Source organism: Eisenbergiella massiliensis, from assembly GCF_003435485.1.
In genome coordinates, this window is record NZ_QVLV01000010.1 from 48580 (window position 1) to 63884 (window position 15305).

The 15305-nt window shown below is 51.2% G+C and carries 13 protein-coding genes; 5 read left to right on the plus strand and 8 right to left on the minus strand.

Annotation, left to right across the window (positions count from 1 at the left end; genetic code table 11):
* Positions 1 to 25 precede the first annotated feature (25 nt).
* From DXC51_RS15345 to DXC51_RS15365, 5 genes are all read right to left on the minus strand, one after another.
* Positions 26 to 679 (minus strand): ABC transporter permease, encoded by a 654-nt coding sequence (locus DXC51_RS15345; protein ID WP_117544851.1) that lies wholly within the window; start codon positions 677 to 679, stop codon positions 26 to 28.
* Positions 676 to 1758 carry an ABC transporter permease gene (locus tag DXC51_RS15350; protein ID WP_117544852.1) on the minus strand — a complete coding sequence of 361 codons (1083 nt, stop codon included), beginning with the start codon at positions 1756 to 1758 and terminating at the stop codon, positions 676 to 678. The genes DXC51_RS15345 and DXC51_RS15350 overlap by 4 nt, the downstream gene beginning before the upstream one ends.
* Positions 1759 to 1946: 188 nt before the next feature.
* Positions 1947 to 3140, minus strand: a complete 1194-nt coding sequence (locus tag DXC51_RS15355; RefSeq protein WP_117544853.1) for a HAMP domain-containing sensor histidine kinase — start codon at positions 3138 to 3140, stop codon at positions 1947 to 1949.
* Positions 3128 to 3802 carry a response regulator transcription factor gene (locus DXC51_RS15360; protein WP_025490339.1) on the minus strand — a complete coding sequence of 225 codons (675 nt, stop codon included), beginning with the start codon at positions 3800 to 3802 and terminating at the stop codon, positions 3128 to 3130. Before DXC51_RS15360 ends, DXC51_RS15355 begins: the two co-directional genes overlap by 13 nt.
* Before the next feature lie 157 nt (positions 3803 to 3959).
* A complete protein-coding gene (locus tag DXC51_RS15365) occupies positions 3960 to 5612 on the minus strand; it encodes a putative polysaccharide biosynthesis protein (protein ID WP_117544854.1) in 1653 nt (550 codons plus the stop codon).
* A 525-nt stretch (positions 5613 to 6137) separates the two neighbouring features.
* Here DXC51_RS15365 and ptb point away from each other — a divergent pair.
* The 3 genes from ptb to DXC51_RS15380 are packed head-to-tail and all read left to right on the plus strand — an operon-like array spanning position 6138 to position 8659.
* The gene (gene ptb / locus DXC51_RS15370) at positions 6138 to 7127 is read left to right on the plus strand and encodes a phosphate butyryltransferase (protein ID WP_081745473.1); all 990 of its coding nucleotides are present in this window, start codon (positions 6138 to 6140) and stop codon (positions 7125 to 7127) included.
* A gap of 39 nt (positions 7128 to 7166) precedes the next feature.
* Entirely contained in the window at positions 7167 to 8234 is a 1068-nt protein-coding gene (buk, locus tag DXC51_RS15375; protein WP_021640445.1) for a butyrate kinase, read from the plus strand.
* Between the two features lie 20 nt (positions 8235 to 8254).
* Complete coding sequence (locus DXC51_RS15380) at positions 8255 to 8659, plus strand: C-GCAxxG-C-C family protein (RefSeq protein ID WP_021640444.1); 405 nt, start codon at positions 8255 to 8257, stop codon at positions 8657 to 8659.
* A 173-nt stretch (positions 8660 to 8832) separates the two neighbouring features.
* Here the strand turns inward: DXC51_RS15380 and DXC51_RS15385 are convergent, their stop codons facing one another.
* The 3 genes from DXC51_RS15385 to DXC51_RS15395 all read right to left on the minus strand — a co-directional run bounded on the left by DXC51_RS15385 (position 8833) and on the right by DXC51_RS15395 (position 12159).
* Entirely contained in the window at positions 8833 to 9951 is a 1119-nt protein-coding gene (locus tag DXC51_RS15385; RefSeq protein ID WP_117544855.1) for an acyltransferase family protein, read from the minus strand.
* Positions 9952 to 10183: 232 nt separating this feature from the next.
* A complete protein-coding gene (locus DXC51_RS15390) occupies positions 10184 to 11461 on the minus strand; it encodes a sensor histidine kinase (protein WP_117544856.1) in 1278 nt (425 codons plus the stop codon).
* Positions 11458 to 12159: a LytR/AlgR family response regulator transcription factor gene (locus tag DXC51_RS15395; RefSeq protein WP_117544857.1), complete on the minus strand. Its 702-nt coding sequence runs from the start codon at positions 12157 to 12159 to the stop codon at positions 11458 to 11460. Before DXC51_RS15395 ends, DXC51_RS15390 begins: the two co-directional genes overlap by 4 nt.
* A 240-nt stretch (positions 12160 to 12399) precedes the next feature.
* On the opposite strand from DXC51_RS15395, the gene DXC51_RS15400 reads away from it, so the two are divergent.
* On the plus strand, positions 12400 to 13143 hold the full coding sequence (locus DXC51_RS15400; RefSeq protein ID WP_117544909.1) for an ABC transporter ATP-binding protein: 744 nt from the start codon (positions 12400 to 12402) through the stop codon (positions 13141 to 13143).
* Between the two features lie 3 nt (positions 13144 to 13146).
* Positions 13147 to 15255 (plus strand): FtsX-like permease family protein, encoded by a 2109-nt coding sequence (locus DXC51_RS15405; protein WP_117544858.1) that lies wholly within the window; start codon positions 13147 to 13149, stop codon positions 15253 to 15255.
* Positions 15256 to 15305: the final 50 nt, after the last annotated feature.

Below are 15305 nucleotides of genomic sequence, written 5' to 3' on the forward strand. Positions count from 1 at the left end.
GCTCCCCAGGCGCATGTTAACTCCTTCATCCTCTTTTCTTTAAAATATGGGGCAGCCACACCAGCAAAAACACCGCAATCAGAATCCCCGCCGCCTTTCCCCAAAGCCAGGAAAAGTCCTCCGGGCCATCCAGTTCCCGGAAGGCATAGGCGAAAATATTGAACCTTCCCAAAACCTTGTCACCGGACGTGGAGTACAGCGTCAGCCACAGCAGGAAGGAGCCTCCAATCCCGGCCCACTGGTTTTGAAACAGATTGGACAAGGTCATCGACAATACGCCAAAGAAAATCACTGTGGCCGTGATTGCCGGAATATAGCTTCCGTAAAGGCCCGCCGCCGTTTTTCCCAACGGAACGGCGGGCTTCTGCCAATAGTAAAAGAAATATCCCACGTAGGAAAGCGCGCATAAATAACAGAGCTGCACCGCCAGCCTGCGAAGCACCGTCTTCGTCCTGTTTTTTACCGGATACAGCGTAAATATCTCCCAGCGCCTTCCGCTGCGTTCCATCACCCAGGTTTCAGCGCAGAAAACCAGGGACAGCAGAGCCATATTGGAATCCAGCGCGCCGCCGATTTCATCGGCTCTGGCCACGCCTCTGATCAGGCAGAGAACCACCGGAAAGAACAGCGAATAAAAAATTTTATATGCCGGAAGGACAATTTTGATTTCCTGTTTCAATAAATCCGCCTCCTTTTCCAGATGCTGATGGAAAGTATCAGCAGAAGCACCGACGCGCAGATTAAAAACGTCTGGTTGAGCAACACCAGCGGAGGCTGCTCGGTTTCAAAAAACTTTCCCGGGAAACGCACCATAATCGCCAGCGGCCTGCCGAAATAGCCATAGTTCCCGTCCGGCCCCCTGCTGCCCATATTAGAATAGATCATATATAAAAACAAAACTGGAACCGCGGGCAGCGGATTCTTAAATACCAGGGCAGCTGCCGTATAAACGCAGGCAATCATAAGCAGGTTGGGAAGGATATACACGGCCGCCGCAGCGAAAAATACCGGAAAGCTGACCGGGAATCCGTTTTGTATCCCCGCATATTCACACATTCCTCCAAACAGAAGGGTCAGGAAGCCCCATAACAGAACCATTGCCAGGAAACCGCCCATGGCCTTCCCGCAGATATAAGCGGATGCGCTCACCGGCTTTGTGTGCAGCAGCTCCCAGGTATCCCTTTTCGTATCCCGGATGAAAAGGAACGCCAGCAGAAGCATCGCCGTAAATCCCAGAAAAAGGCCGCAGAAATCCGTGAATTTTCTGCCCAGGTAGTAGGAATAGCTATGCTCTGAAAGGCTCCTGTCCAGATAGTCATTAATTTCCCCCGCACTTCCCTTATGAAACTCCGATATGTCATAGTAATAACGGATGCCGTATTTTGTATAGAAATTATAGTCCTCAGCCAGTCTTATTTCCATTTCCTCCAGGCTCATATCCTCCCTGCGCATCTTTGCCAGAATTTCACCGGCCTCTTCCTCTGTCATGTTAAGCTCCTGCGCCATATCCCTTTTTACCAATTCGCAGGCAAGCTCCATACGCTTCCCTTCGTCCGTGGGCACATACCCGTCCGTGATGTCCGCATCCCCGATATTCTCCTCTGCCAGCTCCTCAGCCGCCTCTCCCTGCTGATAATAGTGAATATGCAGATAGGGACTGAGTATCTGATACATTTGAAAAACAATAAAGAAAAGACCGATCCAGAAAAAAGGGTTTTTCAGGTAGTTTTTCAGTTCTCTTCGGATAATGGCTTTCATAATATCCCGCCTTTCTTTTTATGCCTGCGGCACTGCCCCATGGGTAAGCAGCCATGCCGCAGTTTTTCTATAAAAATATCCTAGCATCCGATTATCAACAAAAAAACAACAGAAAAAAAGAACAGCCGTAACTGTATAGTTACGAACCGTTCTCTATCGATCCCTTCCCTGTTTACCTGTGTTCCTGTTTACCTATGTTCCTGAAATCCGTCCCCAGCTGCGTAAAATACAGCCTTTACCACTGCGCCTCCTGTTTCGGCATTTCCCACGGCCAGCCTGCCTCCGTGCTTTTCGCAGTATACCCTGCTGATATACATTCCCAGCCCGGAATGCTCCAGATCATCCTGGGGATTGGAATGGAAATAAGCCTTCATGGCCTGCTGCGTGCTCACCGTAAAGCCGCTTCCGTCATCCATGACCGTCAGTTCCAGCTCCTTTCCCGCCATGCGGATATCAACCGCCACCTCTGTCCTTGCATACCTCAGGGCGTTGGATACGAGGTTTTCCGCCACCTCCAGGACTAGCTCCGCATCCAGGCATATTTTTTCCTCCGTATTTTTGCAGCTGACCATATACCGCTTCCCCGCCGTCTCCGCCATGAAGCTCACGCTTCGCTCCACCAGTTTTTGCAACTCCGAAAACTCAGTTTCCCTGGAGCAAACCTTTCTTTGTTCAACGCCGGACAAGGTGCGCATGCTTTCCACAAAATGCTTCAGCCGCTCAATCTGCGTCATTCCCTCCTGAAGCATGTTCATCATTTTGTCCTTGTCCAGGGCATCCTCCGGAACATATTCAAGCAGCATCTCCTGATATCCCTGCAATATGGCGAGGGGCGTCCTGATATCGTGGGCCACGGCGGAACGCAGCGCCTTTTCCTCCTCTATCATGTGCCACATTTTCCGCTCATTTCTTTCCAGCTCCGCCCGCATCCTCTCAAATTCCCCGCATAGCCTGCCCAGCTCATCCCCGGAGGTATAAACAATCCTGAAATCCAGTTCGTTTTTTGCAATCCGCCCTGATGCCTCCGACAGCTCCTGAAGGGGCGTCTTCAGCTTATTGCGGTAAAATAAAAACACGGCAGCTATTGTTCCCGCCACGGAAATGACCAGGCTGCTGTAGGTCTCCAGAAAATCACAGGCCTCCGAAATAAAATGATCCGCGTCCGTCATTTCCCAGGCACCGGGCCTTGGGATGCTGTCCTGGAAGGTAAAATCAGCCTGTTGTGCATAAGCCGACGCATCCATATATTTTATCCAGACCCGTTTCTGTATCCTGACCGCCGCCAGCATGACAGCCGCCGAGGCCAGGAAGCTCAAAATGAGGCTGGCCGCCATATAGAGTATGATAGATTTTCTGATTGAAAGATCTTTTATTTTTCCCACCGGTATCCCATCCCCCAGACCGTCTCAATGAATTCCGCCGTTGTGTACTCCGCCAGTTTTTTCCTGATTCTCCTGATCAGCTCTGTAATGACCCGGCTGTCTCCCTGGGCATCGTAGCCGCATACCTTTTCATAGATCCTTTCCCTGTCGAATACCTGGCCGGGATTCATGGAAAGGAATTCTATGATTTCATATTCCGTTCTGGTGAAATCCGCTTTTTTGCCGTCAATCCGCACTTCCTTCGCCGTGTAGTCGATCATCAGCCCTTCCCGGAACCGGTACTCCGATTTCGTCCTGTGCCGCTCCTCCCGTTTCAAATGGGAAATGATTCTGGCTTCCAGCTCTTTTAAGCTGAAGGGCTTTAAAATGTAGTCATCGCCGCCCGAAAGCAGTCCGTTCACCCGGTCCTGCTCCTCCGCCTTCGCTGTGAGGAACAGGATCGGGCAGGAAATCTTATCCCGTATCTGCCTGCAAAGCTCCAGCCCGTCCATGCCGGGCATATTGATGTCAAGCAGTATCAGATCCGGCGCGGCCTTTATGCTTTCCATGGCCTCCATCCCGCCGGATGCGGTATTCACTTCATAGCCCTTTAATTCCAGGAAATTGGAAAGCATTTTTAACAGCGCCCTGTCGTCGTCTACCAGCAAAATTTTATATTTCATAATCACCATCCTGTCATTCAACGCCGGCCCCGGCATCCCACATGTCCCGGCAGTTTTTTACGGTTCCGCCCTGTCCACGCGCATGGCCCGCAGTCCCAGCAGGACAGACAGCGCTCCTATCACGAAGAACAAAAGATAGAGCCAGCCGGAATTCTTCCTATCCGGCAGATGCTTTCCTGAAAAACACCAGGCTGAGGCTTCTTCCCAGCGGCATTTCCTCCAGTTCCTCCCTGGTTACCGCTTTGAGCTTAAGGATTCCCGCGCCGTAAACTATGATTCCGGCGCAGACTGCCGCAATAACCCCCACAGTATTCCCCGCCCACAGGCGTGTCAGACTGTAAACCGCAGCCGTTGAAGCGCCCATCGCCGTCGCGGCGCACAACGGCAGAAGAAAAGTCCTTCTGACCTCCTGCCGGTAGCCCAGCTCCCTACCGATTGCCCGCCAGTTCAGGATGCAGACCACCAGGGCAAACGTCACATTGCCGATGACCAGGCCATAGACGCCCCAGTCCAGCCATTTCAGCATAACATAAACGAAAATCACATGGATCAGCAGCGAAACAGCGGAATGTGTCACGGATTTCCTCATCAGATCGATTCCCTGCAGCACCGCATTCGTCACCGTGGAAAGCGAGAAAAACACCACCGCACAGCTCCCCAGACGCAGCAGATCCGACGAGATTTTCCGTGAATCGCCGAAAAGCAGCTGCATAACCGGAGAAGCAAGCACCCCCATCCCCACTGCGCAGGGTATGGCCAGAAGCATGTTGAATTTTATGGTGATGCCGATTTTATGCCTTACCTCCTCCGTATCCTTTCCCAGCCTGGACATGACGATGCTGGGAATCATGGACGCTCCCAGAGACGTCGCTATGGCTACCGGAACGTTGGTAAGCAGACGGTATTTTCCGCTGTAAATTCCAAGCATTGACTGTCTTTGCGCTTCATCTAAACCCTTTGCCGACATGAGATTGCCGAACAGGGCATTGTCCACAGTACCGCTTAGCTGGTACACCGTCTGGCTTAGGATAATAGGAAGGACCGTCAGGAAAAGAAGCATAAAAATGTGTTTTAGCGAAGCGGTTTCTTCACTTTTTTCCCCGGCAGCTTTGGCGGAATGCATCCGCTTCTGCTTCGTCACATGCTTCGCCGTCAGCACCGCCAGCAGCACAAAAGCCGCCGCGGCCCCCGCAAACGTTCCCAGGGTGCCTCCTGCCGCGCCATAGGAAGCGGGATTTTCTTTTCCCGCAAACCGCCTCAAAAAGTCAAAGGAAGCCCATATGCTCACAGCGGCATGAACCAACTGCTCCACGATCTGGGAAACCGACGTGGGAACCATATTTCCATGCCCCTGGAAATACCCCCGCAGCACTCCCATCAGTGAAAACACCAGAATGGTCGGCGCCATGACCCGCAGCGGCAAGGCGCTTCCCGGACTCTTGAAAATTACCTCCGCTATTTTCTCCGCGCCCGCAAGCAGAACCGCAGTCATCAGCCCGCCGGCAACGGCCCCCAGAACGCCGCCGCATACCAGAACCCTGCGGGAGTTCTCCCGCTCTCCCTTATATTCATAGCCCGCCAGCAGCTTTGATATCGCCAGCGGCAGGCTGTAGGAAGAAAGGATAAGGCCGATATTATAAATCTCATAAGCAGTATTATAGTAGCCAATGCCTTCGTCACCCAGGATGCGTGTCATGGGGATTTTATAAATCAGGCCAATAAAACGCACTATAATACCGGCGGCGGCCAAAATGGCCCCCTGCAGGAGAAAATCGTCCCCTTTTCTCTTTTTTTCCTCAGTATCATTCATCCTTCGTAATTCTCCGTTTTCCAATAACAGATTACTTTCTCTGCTTAATAACAGTCCGTTTCCGTCATAACTATCCATATTATACCATTTTCTTAGATATACCGCATTTAAGATTTCGTTAACTATTTCTTAAAGTATTGCCGCTTCGCAGCTGTTTAGTACCCTCACAGTTACTTGCAACCACTTTGGCAGAAGAAACGCACCAGCGCAGACTGGAACGGCGGAAAGGATGGCGCCTGCGCTGATGCGTTTCTCCGTAACAGTTCGGGCAGGTTTGCGCATTCACTGCGCAAACCGTGAGAAAACGTGGTGGCAGCAGGCATCCGCCCCTCGCCGAAGGTGACTTATAATGGGCGGATGCAGTAACAGTTCGGCCGAAGGCTGAACTGTTACGTTTCTCCTTGCGGGTGTGGTGATCTGCCTTGACCTTTAGAAATAGAAGTGTTATAATTTTAACAATGGGCATTTTTTATACAGTTTCCGGGGTTCCTGCCGTTTCCGGCGTATGGAAGGTAATGGTTCTCCATCTGCCCGCAGCAACACAGATTCCACAATACCATAAAACAATTTCAAATGAGGTGCGAACAAATGAGTACAAGTTTTGACGGACTGATTTCCAAAGTAAAAGAATGCGGCCAGAAGACCGTATCCGTTGCCGTTGCGCAGGACAGCGCAGTTCTGGAAGCGGTAAGGGCGGCCAAGGACCGCGGCATTGCCAACGCCATCCTGGTAGGCGATGAGGAAAAAATCAAAGCAACCGCAGCAGCGGGCGGCATTGACATTTCCGATTTCGAAATTATCAACGAACCCGATGAATGGACTGCTGCCCTGACCGCAGTAAAGCTTGCCCATGACGGCAAGGTGGATATGTACATGAAGGGCCTTCTGGAAACCAAAACCTTCTTAAAGAGTATTCTTGACAAAGAGGTTGGCCTGAGAACCGGAAATCCGCTTTCCCATGTATGCGTATTCGATATCCCCGGCATCGACCAGCTGCTGTTCTTCACCGACGTGGCATTCATGACCTACCCTACGCTGGAGGACAAGGTACATATTATTGAAAATACCGTAGAAGTGGCTCATGCCTGCGGCGTTCCCAACCCCAAGGTAGCCCCTCTGGCCGCTGTTGAGGTGGTTAACCCGAAAATGCCCGTAACCGTAGAGGCCGCCGAGCTGACAAAGATGTGCGAGGAAGGAAAAATCACCGGCTGTGTTGTTGACGGACCGCTTTCCCTCGACCTGGCCATTGATCCGGAGGCTGCAAAACACAAAGGGGCAACCGACCGCAAAATCCAGGGTGATGCGGACATTCTGCTGTTCCCCGACATCCATGCAGGAAACCTGGTTTACAAAGCAATTGTGCACATGGTTAATGGCGTAAAGAACGGATGCATCCTTACAGGAACCCAGGTTCCCGCCATCCTTACCAGCCGTTCCGATACCTTTGAAACAAAGGTAAACTCCATCGCCCTGGCTGCCGTAGTTGCGGAAGAGCTGAATAAAAAAAGAGGCTGAGCGGACTAACCGCTTCATAAAAGAAAAGGAGAAAACCCTATGTCTTATAAGAGCTTAATTATCAATCCCGGTTCCACCTCAACCAAAATCGGTGTTTTTGAGGACGAAACCCTTCTTTTTGAAGAAACCTTAAGACACCCCACTGAAGAAATCTCAAAGTACGCCACCATCATCGACCAGAAGGATTTCCGTAAGGAAATTATCACGGACCTCCTGAAGGAGAAGAACTTCGACATCCATTCCCTGGATTTCATCGTAGGGCGCGGCGGACTGCTTAAGCCCATCCCGGGCGGCACCTACAAGGTGAGCGACGATCTGCTTAATGATCTGAAAATCGGCTATCAGGGACAGCACGCTTCCAACCTGGGCGGTATCCTGGCAAGGGAAATCGGCGATTCCATCGGCGTTCCTTCCTTTATCGTTGACCCGGTTGTTGTAGATGAGCTGGAGCCTGTTGCCAGATATTCTGGATGCCCCGAGCTTCCCAGAAGAAGTATCTTCCATGCCCTGAACCAGAAGGCTGTTGCCAGAAGATACGCCAAGGAATCCGGCATCCCCTACGAACAGCTGAACCTGATCGTGGTGCATATGGGCGGCGGCTGCTCCGTAGGCGCACACAGAGGCGGCAAAATTGTTGACGTAAACAACATCCTCGACGGCGAAGGCGCATTCTCTCCTGAACGCGCAGGCACCGTACCCGCCGGTGATCTGGTGAAATTATGCTTCTCCGGCAAATATACGGAAAAAGAAATTTACAAGAAGCTGGTTGGCGGCGGCGGCTTCAACGGCTATGTGGGAACCAATGACGCCCGCATCGTGGAAGACAAAGCGCTGGAAGGCGTACCGGAATACGCAGCTGTACTGGATGCATTCCATTATCAGATGGCAAAGGATATCGGCGCCATGGCCACCGTCCTTAACGGCAAGGTTGACAAGATCATCCTTACAGGCGGCATCGCTTATTCCAAGGTAACCTGTGAAGATCTGAAAAAGCGCGTAGGCTGGATTGCCGACTTTGTAATCTATCCCGGCGAGGATGAGCTTCTTGCCCTGGCGCAGGGCGGACTTCGTGTGATGAAGGGTGAAGAGGAAGCAAAGGCTTATTAATTACGGAAACTGGAGCTGACATGACGAAAAAAGAACTGGCGATTGCCAATCATGATAAGAAATACAATTGCTGTCAGGCTGTTGCCTGTTCCTTCTGTAAGGAAATCGGCGTGGACGAGGAAACCCTCTTCCGTGCCGGTGAAGCCTTCGGGCTGGGCATGGGCTGCATGGACGGCACCTGCGGCGCCGTTTCAGGAGCCGTAATGCTGGCAGGCTTTAAGAACAGCGATGGCTGCCTGGCAAATCCCGGGACCAAAGCAGACACCTATAAGCTTTCCCGCGAAATCCTGAAACGCTTTGAAGAGAAGAATGGCACTATCATATGCCGTGAACTGAAGGGCATTGACACAGGAAAGGTTATCCGCACCTGCCCCGGCTGCATTGAAGATGCAGTGGAAATCGCGCAGGAGGTTCTGGAACTGTAGACTTTCAGGAACCAAGATAATACTGATTTCTTCCTGCAATCGCAGGGAAATACAGAAAAATAGAAGTCGGAAGGGTATATCATCTTCCGGCTTCTCTTTTTATTTTGCCATATAAGGAAAACTGATGAAAAGCAGCAGTTCTTCCGTAATTTCATCACAGCATAGTTTTTATTTCATCCCGGCATGGTATTTTTCTTCAGCCGCTTTCGGCCGCTGCGCCTGAAATCCTCCCGGTTCCACCGAAACAATGGCGACAGGAAGTTAACCAGCGGCTTCCAGGACAGAAACGCCACAAGCACAACGCTTAAAATCAGCGCCGCAGCTTCATCATGCTCCACAAATTTAAAAAACTTAATCTTGCTCAGGAATTTAATCACAAAGCCGTGGAGCAGATACACCGGCATAGTGTTCGCCCCGATATAGGAAAGAAACGGTATTTTCGCCGCCGGCATACTCAACAGGAAAAATAAAAGCCACATCAGCGCAGCGCCGATGCTCAGCACACGGAACTGCCAGCCGTAATTTCCTTTTTTATAAGAAACGGAGCCGTAAAGCCACGCGGAATTGATATCCTCCGCATGCCGGCTGATAAACCAGACAAGCAGCCCAATCAACACCAGCAGCCCGGCCATCAGAAAAGCCCTGAGCATGGCCTTTCCCCGCGCCCCGGTAAGGACGGACAGCCTTCTATGCTTCCTCAGATGCTCCGAAACCGTTTCCTTCACACCGTTCTTCAGTTCTTTATAATATACGCCCAGCAGGAAATAAGGGAAAAACTCCACAATCCTGGAGGCCGACAGATAATATCCCGCCTTATCATCAAAGCCGATGAGCACACTGGCGGCCCCGGCCGCTATGAGCATGACGGCCTTCCTGCCCAGGCTGCCGCCCTGCACCAGCGGAAGCACCAGATTCCACACGATGATGGCGAACAGATACCACAGCAGCCAGTACGGCGTGGTATACTGCATATCCGCATCCTTCTCCAGCACCTGATTTGCGAAAATCACATAAAGGGTCTGGAAAACCAGATAAGGATATATCATATTCTTCTTGATTTTATCCGGATTATATCTGGCAAACACTCCGGATACGAAAGCAAACAGCGGCATATGGAAGGAATAGATGACCAGATAAAGGATCCGGTTCCCCGAATCTTTACCCATAAACAGCTCCAGCATATGTCCTAATACAACTGCAAAAATGAGCAGGCATTTCAAATTATCCAACTGGTAATTCCGCGCTCTCCCGATTCCTCCGGCAGCGCAGGAGCTTACCTCATTCTGTCTCATGTCAGGCACCTCTCTTAAGCCACGCTAAACTATGTCAAATGCCCCTTCCCCCAAAAACCTTTTAACCTCACCAACTATATTACTTTTTCCCGAATTTGTCCATACTAAAATTTCTTAATAATACTTAAGACTTTGTGAAGTTTGCATCTGTCCGGGTAACAGAAGAGTTACCGGGCTTTATCCTTTTGCGAATTCCAAAAGCGCTGCCCCGGCCCGGAAATCTCCCAGCCCCCTAAACAAGGCTGCCTATCCAGATGGTTACGCGGAAGGCATCGGCAGCCGGTGTGATGTCCATATGGCCGCCGTAGCTTTCTACTACGTCACGGACGGATCGGAGGCCGTAGCCATGGTTTTCTTTATCAGGCTTGGTGGTGAGAAGTCCGGCTTTGGATTCCGCCAGTTCCCCGGTCCTGCTGTTTTCCACCTCGATGCAGAGCGATTCCCCGGTGTAGCGGGCCTTGAGGGAAATGCGGCGGGCTTCCCTGTCGGGGACCTTCTGCGCCGCTTCTATGGCATTGTCCAGAAGGTTGGCGAAAATGGTGCACAGGCTTACGTCATCCATGGCGAGAAGGTTATCCAGCTCGATGTTGACGAAGCAGTCTATATTTTTTTCCAGCGCCAGGTTATATTTTGCGTTGATTACCGCGTTGACCAGGCTGTTTTCACAGAATTTGCGGTTTCGGGCCGCTGCGGTGATATTCAGCTCTTTAAAATAGGCAAGCGCCTTGTCGTATTCCTTTTCCTCCAGGAAGGAGCCGATAACACCCAGGTGGTTGTTCATGTCGTGGCGGAGCTTGCGGACCGCCAGCTGGTTTTTTTCCAGCTCCTCATAGTATGCCTGGCGCACCTTCATGTTTTCCATTTCCATATCCCTGCGGATGGTTTCACCGATATAGGCCGCCAGCCAGATACAGCCCAGGCTTGTCACCACACAGGCCAGGCAGGATGGATAGGTGAGCCAGGCATCTTTATGGCTTATTGTGGAAATCAGGGTGATGCTGCCTGCAAATGCCGCGGCGCATACGATATCCATGAGCAGCCACATCCGGTCCGTCATCATTTTTATGGAATGGGCGGCCTTTTTACGGAAGGCAAAGTAAATCCCCATCCATATCAGATCCCGCAAAAGCATGGAAAAAGCGTTCAGCGCAGCATCCCAAAAGGGAGTCTGCGGCGTCAGCCGGAAAAAAACGATTCCGGTGGCATCCAGGGTCACAAAATTGACGGATACAATGATGGGATACAGGAGGAGTACCACCGACAGCCGCCGCACAACGCTTCCTTCAAAGCAGATGAGCAGCACCATGGCAAATAAAACGAGCATCCCGAAAACGTTAAACGGGTCCTCCGGAAAAACCACCGTACAGCCCACAATCCAGACCCCTGCAATGGCGGCCGCCTTTTGCAGGAGTCCCTGCTTCAGCTTCAGGAAGCAAAGAAGGAAGCGGAAAATAAAGGATACATATATGATTGATAATACACAGATTATCAGATTTTTTGAAACCATCATTTCAGCATAAACCTCGCAAAAGCCGCCGCCGTTTCCTGGCTGCAGGAACGGCTGACCGGTATTTTCTCTCCTTCACAATACAGTGCCGCGCTTTCCAGCTTCGTCACATAATTCAGGTTCACCAGATATCTGTTGTGGCAGCGGACAAAAAAGTCAGGCAGCTCTTCTTCCACTTCGCCCAGCTTCCCGTAAAAAGAGATTCTCTCCCCTTCCGCCGCTGCCGCTATCTTTCTTCCCTCGCTGACAAAATACCTGACCTGTCCCAGCGCAAGACGCAGGGTGCCGGACTTCTGCTCCACCGTAAAATATTTCTCCGTACTGATTTCCAGTTCCTTCAGCGCATCCCGCAGAACCTCTTTTATCTTTTTTTCCTTGTACGGCTTTAATATGTAGTTCAGCGCCCTGACCTCATAGCCATGGAATACAAAATCAGGATAGGAGGTCACAAATATTATTACCGCAGGCTGTCCGTTTTTCCGGAGCGCCCTGGCCGCCTCCATGCCGTTCATGCCGCCCATCTCAATATCCAGGAAAATAATATCCGCATTCCTTTCCCTGATGCCCCGAAGAAGCGCCTCCCCGCTTTCATATTCGGTCAGGCCGAACTCCACGCCGTCAAGCGCAAGCTCTTTTTCTATCACATGGCGCAGATCCAACCTCAGTTTTTTTTCGTCATCGCAAATCGCAATTTCCAGCATTCCGTTACAGCTCCGTTTCTTCCTTTTTCCAATTCAGGCCCGCCGCGGCCGCGCTTCCGATTTCAGGCGGCGCGCCAAAGCCGTATCCAGTATAACATATTCCTTATTTCCCGTGAATCACCGAACTTTACAAAATATCTCCCAAACATTACCCTGCCTCCCGTGGGAAACAGGCGCCTTTTCCCCTACAATAGAAGCATAAACACCGGACACAGCCCGGAAGAAAGAGAGGAATCAAACATGCTGCACGTAAATCATTTATATAAAAGCTATCACACCGGCTCCGCCACCTATGAGGTGTTAAAGGACGTTAACCTCACCGTTGAAAAAGGCGAGTTCGTGGCTGTCATGGGGCCCTCGGGAAGCGGCAAAACCACATTGCTCAACTGCATCTCCTGTTTTATCCCCCATGATTCCGGAGAAATCCTGCTGAACGGCACGCCGCTGGAGAATCTGGATGAAGCACGGCTGGCGCAGGTAAGAAGCAAAAAACTGGGCTTTGTATTTCAGGATTTCTGCCTGCTGGACGGCCTGACGGTATTTGAAAACATCTGTATTCCCAAAATCATTCTTCATTCTCCCTATAAGCCCATGGAGGCAAAGGCCCAAAACCTGATGGAGCTGTTTGACATCACCGATATCGCGGACAAATATCCCGCTGAGATTTCAGGAGGGCAGAAGCAGCGCACCGCCGTTGCCAGGGCATTGATGAACCATCCGGATCTGATTCTGGCGGATGAGCCTACCGGCAACCTTGACAGCCGTTCCGGCGCCGCCGTCATCGGCGCATTCCGGGAAGCCAAAGAGAAACTGGACGCCACAATTTTCATGGTCACACATGACAGCTTCTCCGCCAGCCACTGTGACCGGGTTCTACTGATGCGGGACGGCCAGGTGCAGAAGGAACTGAAACGCCAGGGCAGCCGCCGGGAATTCATGGATATACTGCTTGATGAACTGAAACAACTCAATGAAAGGATGTAAATCATGACACTGCATACCATTTTCCAACATCTCCGTAAAAATAATCCCGGCGAATACAGGCTGTTTCTTGGCTGCAATACCTTCGCCATTCTCCTTATTTCCTCTTTCCTGGCAGTTCTCACCAGCCCGCTGGTGCAAAGTGTCCTGCCGGAGGGCGGGGACTCCCGCAAGCAGGTTTACATCATATTTGCGGCGGCGCTCCTTGGCTGTTTTCTTTTTACCATTTATTCCTCATCCCTGTTTCTGCGTTATAAAAGCCGGGAAACAGGAATCCTGACCGCCATGGGGCTTCCCCGCAAAACCTATATGTGCTCACTGTCACGGGAGCTTCTTTCCCTCCTTGCCCTGTGCGCCGTCTGCGGAACTGCCGCCGGACAGCTTCTGTCCTTTATCGTCTGGCTCTGTTTTCTCCCGCTGGTAAAACAGTCCACCGGCGCCGCCTTCTCCATTTCAGCCCGGGGCCTGTTATATACTCTGCTCTTCGTAATTCTCATCGCCGTGTCCCTGTTTATCCAGGCCAACCTGTTTATGAAGCGCAGCAATGTGATCGAAATTATTCAGGAACAGCACAGAAGCGAGCCGCTGAAAAAAACAGTTACCCCCGGATATCTGCTTTCCGGCTGCATACTTCTTGTATCGGGACTGTTTCTTGCGCTCTGCCTTTCGCCCCTTTCACTGCGTTTATTCCATAGAAGCCTGGGAAGCCTGCCCTCCGTTTTTTTCCTGCCTGCCTTCCTGGGAATTTACCGGATTCTGGTGTACTCCATTTCCTGCCATAAAAAGGGAGCGCGGCCCCAGCACTACTATAACCATATCATTTCCTACAACATGTTGAAATTCCTGGGCGCGCAGATGGTGCGCAGCATGTGTATCATTACCCTGCTGCTGTTCTGCGGTCTGTTCGGCGCCTTCTATGTCCCCACGCTTATGACAGGCCTGAGTAACTTCAATGCACAGAATCCGGAGGATGTATCCTTCTTTTATCCGGCGGATTCCGGGGAGCTGACAAAGGAAGAAATTTACCATATTGCCGGGGATTTTGGCGTAACCATTACGGCTTATCATGAACTGACCTTCCTGAATCTAATTGGCAGCTCTGTGGACAGAGATTACGATGATCAGGGTTACCTCATTGAAACCTACATGGAAAAATCCGGATACATGCAGTTTCTCAGTGAAAGCGCCTACAATGCCTATACCGGGGAAGCTGTCCGGGTTCAGCCCGGCACCTACCTGCTGCTTACCCATCCGGATGCCGCTGAAACAATCTGGGCGCATTTTGACGACCTGGATCAGATTACGGATTTGAATGGAAATGCCCACCCTGTTTCCTTTGCGGGAACGCTTGTCTGCCACCAGCTGGTAGTGGGCAGGGGTTCTGACACCCAGGCAAGATACGTTCTCAGTGATTCTGATTACGCCATGCTGTCGGAAGGCGCCGTTGACAAAAACAAGACGAAACAGGTACTGTTTCAAACGGCGGATGCGGAGAATTCCTATGCCTTCGCCAGGGAGCTTTACCGTGCCTTTTCCGAGCGTGCAAGCTCTGAAATGCTTGTTTTAGGGAATTATGATCCCTATCAGCATGAGCAGGCGCGCAGCCAGGGAAAAGAGTACGGCTATGACAGAACGGTCACACTTTATCCGGAGCAGCCCGAAAGGGATTTTGACTGGAAATATGCACCTTATTTTAAAATCCTTGAACAGAAAATCTCTTTTGTCCGTCATGCTGTGTTTTTCCTTCTCTTTTTATATGTTGCCATTATCTGCCTGGCTGCCGCCGTCATCATTGCCTACACCAGAGGCCTTACCCTGGGACAGTCCGAAAGGCTGGTGTTCCGGGATCTGAGCCAGCTTGGCGCGAATGCGGCTTTTCTGCGGGGCTGCCTTTCCTCCCAGCTTCGCAGACTTTTCCTCCTTCCTTCCGTAATTGGTATTTTATCAGCTTACCTCTTTGATTTCTTTGTTATGTACACCAATGACGGCCATATTGCCTCCGCGGAAGCTATGGCGCTTGCCATCAATGGGAGCATCTGCCTGATCGCTGCGCTGCTGCTGGCTGCCGCATATGGGTATTCCGTAAAAAAAGCCTGCCGGGCCGCAGGATGTTAAATCCCGCGGCATCCACTCCCGCAGCGACTGTATTACAGCTTTGCAGCTTA